This is a genomic window from Vibrio sp. 10N.247.310.17, assembly GCF_041466605.1.
In the GTDB taxonomy this organism is placed as follows: Bacteria; Pseudomonadota; Gammaproteobacteria; order Enterobacterales; family Vibrionaceae; genus Vibrio; species Vibrio tasmaniensis_A.
This window is the reverse complement of record NZ_JBFSTC010000153.1, coordinates 1-6,319: the sequence shown is the minus strand read 5'-3', so window position 1 is coordinate 6,319 and position 6,319 is coordinate 1. Positions and strand designations below refer to the sequence as shown.

At 42.2% G+C, this 6,319-nt stretch carries 6 protein-coding genes; all 6 read right to left on the bottom strand.

Features of this window, described 5'->3' with window-relative positions; translation table 11 throughout:
* Window positions 1-25: 25 nt before the first annotated feature.
* Complete coding sequence (locus AB6D80_RS23865) at window positions 26-853, bottom strand: hypothetical protein (protein WP_372189821.1); 828 nt, start codon at window positions 851-853, stop codon at window positions 26-28.
* Between the two features lie 214 nt (window positions 854-1,067).
* On the bottom strand, window positions 1,068-2,180 hold the full coding sequence (locus tag AB6D80_RS23860; protein WP_372189819.1) for a tyrosine-type recombinase/integrase: 1,113 nt from the start codon (window positions 2,178-2,180) through the stop codon (window positions 1,068-1,070).
* A 162-nt stretch (window positions 2,181-2,342) separates the two neighbouring features.
* Window positions 2,343-3,152, bottom strand: coding sequence for a hypothetical protein (locus tag AB6D80_RS23855; protein WP_372189817.1), 810 nt, complete (start codon window positions 3,150-3,152; stop codon window positions 2,343-2,345).
* Between the two features lie 8 nt (window positions 3,153-3,160).
* Complete coding sequence (locus AB6D80_RS23850; RefSeq protein ID WP_372189815.1) at window positions 3,161-3,685, bottom strand: hypothetical protein; 525 nt, start codon at window positions 3,683-3,685, stop codon at window positions 3,161-3,163.
* Between the two features lie 155 nt (window positions 3,686-3,840).
* The gene (locus AB6D80_RS23845) at window positions 3,841-4,131 is read right to left on the bottom strand and encodes a hypothetical protein (protein WP_146537655.1); all 291 of its coding nucleotides are present in this window, start codon (window positions 4,129-4,131) and stop codon (window positions 3,841-3,843) included.
* A gap of 787 nt (window positions 4,132-4,918) precedes the next feature.
* Window positions 4,919-6,319 (bottom strand): tyrosine-type recombinase/integrase (locus AB6D80_RS23840; protein ID WP_372189813.1); only part of this gene is annotated, 1,401 nt, incomplete at its 5' end.

The following is a 6,319-nucleotide window of genomic DNA, read 5'->3' as shown; positions in this document are numbered from 1 at the left end:
TCGTTAGTGATTGTACTCACTTAACTCAGTGTCCAAAACTTCTGGTGCGGATCAAACTGATGTACTCATTAACTACTCTAATCTGAGTCTTCCTTAAGTCATATTTACCTGTCTGGCTATTTTGACCTGATATAAAATAGTGAGTATGTGCTCCAGTAGTTACTTCAATGCTACGCTCATCGTCATGCGCAATGATTGCGCGAATAGGATAATCAGGGAAATGGTCGTCCAAAAATTTTTGCGTAAAGAGCATGTATTCCTCAACGCTGATAACATCAGTGCCAACATCCCACCGATGTGGAACTTTAAAGATGCCTTCTTGCAGAAAGACATGATTAGCGGCTGGCCGTTGTTGTAATTGGTTGTATGCGTTCAAATACGTTTCGAGCATTTTGATGCGTTGACCTTTCCTTTGCATTGGAAGCTTTTTAAACTGCTCTATGCGAGAGTACGAAACATGACCTTTTGTATTTAAGACATCTTGCAAAAACTTAGCAGCATCGACGTTACCTTTGCTCGTTTCACTCTCTATAGCTTTCTTAATTTTGAGGCGATATTGCCGCTGCTGAGTTTGCAGTTTGGACTGATTACGAATTTTAGGCTGTGGTGCGAATTGATATAACAGCTCCAGACGCTCCTCTTCAGACACTGAGTTCAAAGGCAAAATATTTGAACCAAGCCAAATTAAGTTGGAATCTGCAAGCTCCTCATTCCACTCCAACTTCTTAGTTTTATTAGCAGCTATTGGCGGAGCAATACGCAATGAATGGGCAAGCGAATGTTCGCATTTAACTCTATCAGCAGGTTTTGATGTGAAGTTAAAGCGTCGATGAAAGAATCGAATTTCCTTCATACTCACCCCCGAAGGGGTGAGTATGGTAGAGAGCCCAGAGAGACTTCTCTGGCCCGCAGCTCACGTTCATCTTTTTGGAACAAAAAGTGTGACGGGAGCGCCGCGGGTTGCTGTAGCGTCCCACTTTTTAAGTGGACGATTTTGGCACCAATGGTGCCATTCATGGCAGTTAAACTGCCATGGCTGCCCACGAAAGTGACCACGCGTTCAATGTTCATGATGCATCTCCCGCGTTCAGAAGTGCTGCTTTGAGCTCAGGCTTATCCTGTATGAGAGCCTGCAACAACGACAGGATTTCTGGCTGATTTTTCGCGGGCTTGTCTCGCGGCTCTATGTGTGTGAATTCTGAGTGACCGAGGACATCAGCAAGGTGGCTCGCTGCCGCATTTGCGTAGTCAGGTGCATCCTTGCGCATCCAGCGGCCATAATGTCTATCTATCATATGGGTATTGGTGTGCCCCATTTGCTGCGCTAACCAGTCTTTGCTAATTCCCGCTGTTAGATTCTGACTGGCATAGGTGTGGCGCAATTGGCCGACACCACGATGCTTAATCCCAGCTTCTTGCAAGAAAGGGGTAAAAAAGGTTTTGCTAAATTGCTTAGCATTCAAGAAGGGTTGATTCGTCTCAATGTTATAAAACACAAAATGGACTTTTTCCTTTACCCATGTTTTATTATCAGCCTGTAAAACAGAGATTGAGCGAGCACATTTGCTTTCTGTAATCTCTTGCTGTTGCTTCAGTAGATTAATCGCTATTTCATTAAGCTCAACTTCCCTAACTGACCTAGAGGTTTTAGGCACCTTATAATCATTCAGTACTTTTGCACGTCGAATACGCAGCACTTTACGGTGCCAGTCGATATCATCCCAACCAATAGCAAGCATTTCTCCAATTCGAGCGCCAATTAGAATGCTTAACAAGCTCGCGTGTTTACCGCTGATACATTTCACAGGTGCATCGTACATTTTTTTGATTTCAGATTTCTCAAATGGCATTGGCTCTAAGTTGACGACACTTAGATTATCAATACCTTCCATCGGATCTATTTCTATCACTCCATCACGTTTTGCGCGTTTAAAAACAGCCCTGAGAATGCTCAAGTATTCGTTAATAGTTTTGTTCTTGTATCGGCGATGCAGTTTGTTAACGATGTCGTGTATATCACTATGAGTGAATTCACCCACTGGACGATTAGGTAGGTATGCCTTCAGCTTTTGAGCTTTGCTTTTGTCGGCTCTTAGAGTAGATGGCGCGACGGTATGTTTACGAAAATCTAGGTTTTTATCTATAGCTTCTCTAATGGTTTCCTGCTGTTTAATTTTCACTTTGTTTCTCTTAGGCAGCTATCTTACTGCTCTTCATTTTGAGAACAGCATACATGCGTAGAAAGAGAAATGCACAACCGAAAATGCTAATAATATTAGCTACTTATTATAACTTTTTGTCTTATCTTTTTTTATCAATACGTTATTTTTTAGAACTTTTTATCATTGAGTTTCACACTTCGAGGTTGAGCTTGGGTGTCGACCATGTGCCAGAGGCAGCGATTCTACTGAACATTGATACAACGTTGCCGTCTGGATTATTGACGTGAACTCTTTTAGGGATTTGCTTTGAGAAAATGCGGCATCCAACTCAGAGCGTTGCATGCGCTTTCCCGTCAATTCATTCACTGCATTACAGCATGATTCTATCACGTCACTTTTGGATAGAGCTGGCAATTGAATACACCGGAAGGACTTTAGTGCCTTCAGACTTCGGGCATTCTTTGCGTGCAAGATAATGATTTTAAAACTAGTATATTGCTGTATATAACTCAACCAGGCTACCAAATAGCCAGGTACTGAGTCGACAATTCGAAGGCATAGTACAACAACCTCGATACGTAGTTTAGATAGTAGGTCGATACAATCATAAATGCTGAGATCTGGCTGAATTTCAGAATTGATTTGCCTGATGAGTTCATCCCTACGAAACTGGGAGTTGTTTTCAATAAACTCGCGAACTAGTTTTTGATCAGGTGATACAAGCTTCCAAACGACACCAATGATCTGGTCTATTTGCTGAGCATGGATAGCTAATGGGATGCACATTCGAGTGTCTTCTCTTGAAATCCATCGCTCAAACTCTGGCGACTGAGTCCCATTCCACGGGGCGACCTCACAACGCACAACCTGCTCAGTTGCTGAATTTAACCAACAATTTAGATGTGTTGTTATATCAGGAGTCCAAAATAGCATCATTGCCTCGACAGCGTCATGGAGCTGATCTTCGGGTTGTAGAAACCACTTGTTCATCACAGTGACTAGCCATAACTAATGAACCCTTCGTTATGAGAGGCAAACTGCAACAGTTGTAGAAAATCACTAAACTCAGATTTTCTGTTAGCGAAATAATCGAGTAGCTCTCTAGTCTCACTACAGGACATGTTTGCCAGATATTCATCACCCTCATCATAGTCATTTTTAGGATAGTAATATACGTAGGCTCTTACACTAAGCGATTGAATGTCATCGATAATTGGTAGAATCTGATTAAAGTATGCATCCACACAAGCAGTGTGGGGGATCACTCCATCTGAGTGTGGAAATAGTAACTCCAATGAGAGAGAAAACTCACTGTCTAATACACTCAAAAAACCAATGAATTGAGTGAAACGTCTAAAGCCAAAAGCTATTGAGTGTTCGCATTTCTCCCCAACATAACTAGTTGATGTGTCCCAGCTCAGCGCCTCAATGTCAACGCTCTCAATAACCTCTACGTTTTTCGGCAGACTAGAGCCTGGAACCTGCTGGCGTACAGTGTTGAATGCGTAAATCTCAATACCCATTGATTAATTCTCACTCATTAGCAGCTCAGTAATGTAATACTCACGAAGAGCTTTTTGTAGTAACCAACTGAAACTATTAGCCAAAAGCCCACTTGAACAACACTGAACCCTGCATGGTGGGGCCCTAGTATACTGTTAGATCTGTTCGCAAAAATTTAGACTGCTGCTAAATCCGAGTGCTTCGATACAGATATCGAATCAAGCTTCCTAGCTGCCAGCTCATATCGCACTGCGCATTCCCAATGAGTCTTACCGTACCTAGTAAGAAACCAGGCGGTTAGTGCTTCTAGTGCGTTTCTCACTGAAGTAAATTGGTATGGCATGGCTAGCAGATAGTTCTCATCAGAGGGCAGGATATCGATAATGCAGTAATAACCATCATTGCTGCGGATTTTATGCATGCGAATAGGGTAGCCTGATGAATCAAACTGTCTGATAAGCGTCACTCGATCCCAAGGCGTCCGCTGATTAACTGGAAATAACAGGATTTTGTGTTTAAAACTATTATCCCTGATTTCATTATGCGTCGTAATGAACGCGCTAAGTTCTGTATACGCGCTAAATCCATAAACATCAGCTAGAAAGCAGCGTATTAAACTTTCCTTGACAGTATATTTATGGTCTTGTTTGAGATACAGACAGATTTTCGTTGCTAACAGCTCTATAGATCTGATGCTCGGAGGAAAACCACTCCCAACCTCGTAATCTGACGAGGCAATTGCACGCCGTATAGCCACCACTGTAGAGTGATAACCAGGCAATGTTCGGGAGCAATGTTTAAGCTTACTATAGGTTAGGAATCTCACCGCAATGCAATGAGAAAAATATTTGTCTAGTGGTTCGGTATCACGCTTATTGAGTCGGTAACGAAGCAGTATGTCCCTACATACATCATGTTCGTGCATTTCATCAATAGTGGTTGGAAAGGTTTTAGCATTAGACATCGTAATCAACTCCGCCCCACATGGATAACTCTTTTTTGACATGAGGGCACAGTTAATTAAAGACATAGTGCTGAGCTCTGTTCGCGATAAAAGAGTAAACGCTATCAACTGCCCGAAATGGGACTGACGATGAACCGTACAGAGAACGTACCAAAAGATTACGTCAACAACATCGTCTCTGTCAACACTGAAAATAAAAACAATCCTTTAAAAACAATTATTTAAGTTATAATAATTCATTTAAAGGATTGATATCTAACCAGATAGCATAGGATGAAGAGGCATATATTTATTCCAAGCTAAGCGTGAAATTATTTACTGCATCACGAAGATGCTCAGGTTCAAGTACTGAACCATAATGCCCGAAAGTCATGCTGTTGTGCCTGTGTCCTACAATCTGTGACACAATGTGTTCTGGAACACCCGATCTTTTAAGTTCATCAATAAAGGTATGCCTAAACGAGTAAGCAGTTGGGCGATTCCCAGCCCTAAAGCCACAAGCTGTCAATACATCACCCATCATATCTCTATAGTCTTTCGACCAGTCAAAATCTTCTCCACGAGGCGTAAAATCAAATAGTTGAATGCAGCCTTGCTGTTTACGCTCGCGGACATAATTTAAAAAGCCATCTTCTAACAGGCAGTGATGAATGGGTACTTGCCGATTTGATGACGAGTTTTTGAGGTGCTGTCTATCACCAGCCTCGGTGAAGTGAATGGTAGGTATCGGCTCATCAAACTGAATATCCTTGACTCGAAGCTGACAGGATTCTGATGGACGACAACCATGCCTAAACATAACCATCGTAGCCCAGCGGAAGGACTCGCCCTGTTGTTTAAATGCCTGACTATTAAATAGACGCTTTAACTCTGAAATACCCCAGCGAGTACGCTGGGAAGAAGCCGAACCTGACTTACTTGGGAGCTTGACTTGAGTGAAAGGGTTACTCTGTAAGAGCTCATGCGCTACGCACCAGTTGAGAAATTGTTTATTAGCAGCTAAGTAATCTTTTAGAGTCTTATGGCTTAGCCCACGGCAAAGCAATTCGTCACGATATGCCATGGCAACCGAGCTAGAAATTTTGGCCGCCTCAAGTTTTTTACAAAAAGCTAAGAAATCACCGCAGCGCTGCCGAAGTTGTTTAAGAGTTAAGTTCGTTACTTTCTCTAACGCCTTAGACGCAATAAATCTATCTAGAGTCTGTTCATCCACCTGAACCGCAGTGTTATTTGGCTTGGTTTCTTTATTGATAGGAAGAGACTTACATAGTGCTATATCCACACTACTTTCTTGCTGGAATTGTTGCCGAAGTTGATTTACCTGTTCATTCAACTGAGCTTTAAATGTGTTGTAAGGAAGCTGCTGGGAATCAGCATCGGTGAAAAGAGCAAAGATCAGTTTGGTGTGCTCGACATTGCGTAGGTACGCTACTCGTCTTTCACGTGTAAACAGAGAGAAGCGGATCTCTTTTGGGTAACCCATTGAACGAAGAGAAAGGGGAGTTGCCACACGTGTGTAATACACGCTATTTGGAAGTCTCAACAAATACATCTGTATTATCCTTTTGTATTTGTCGACTTTTGAGGTATAGAAACGAAAAAACCGCTGTAAAAACAGCGGTTTAATCTTTAAAAGTGGTGGAGGGATAGGGATTTGAACCCTAGAACCGCTATTAACGGTTGCCGGTTT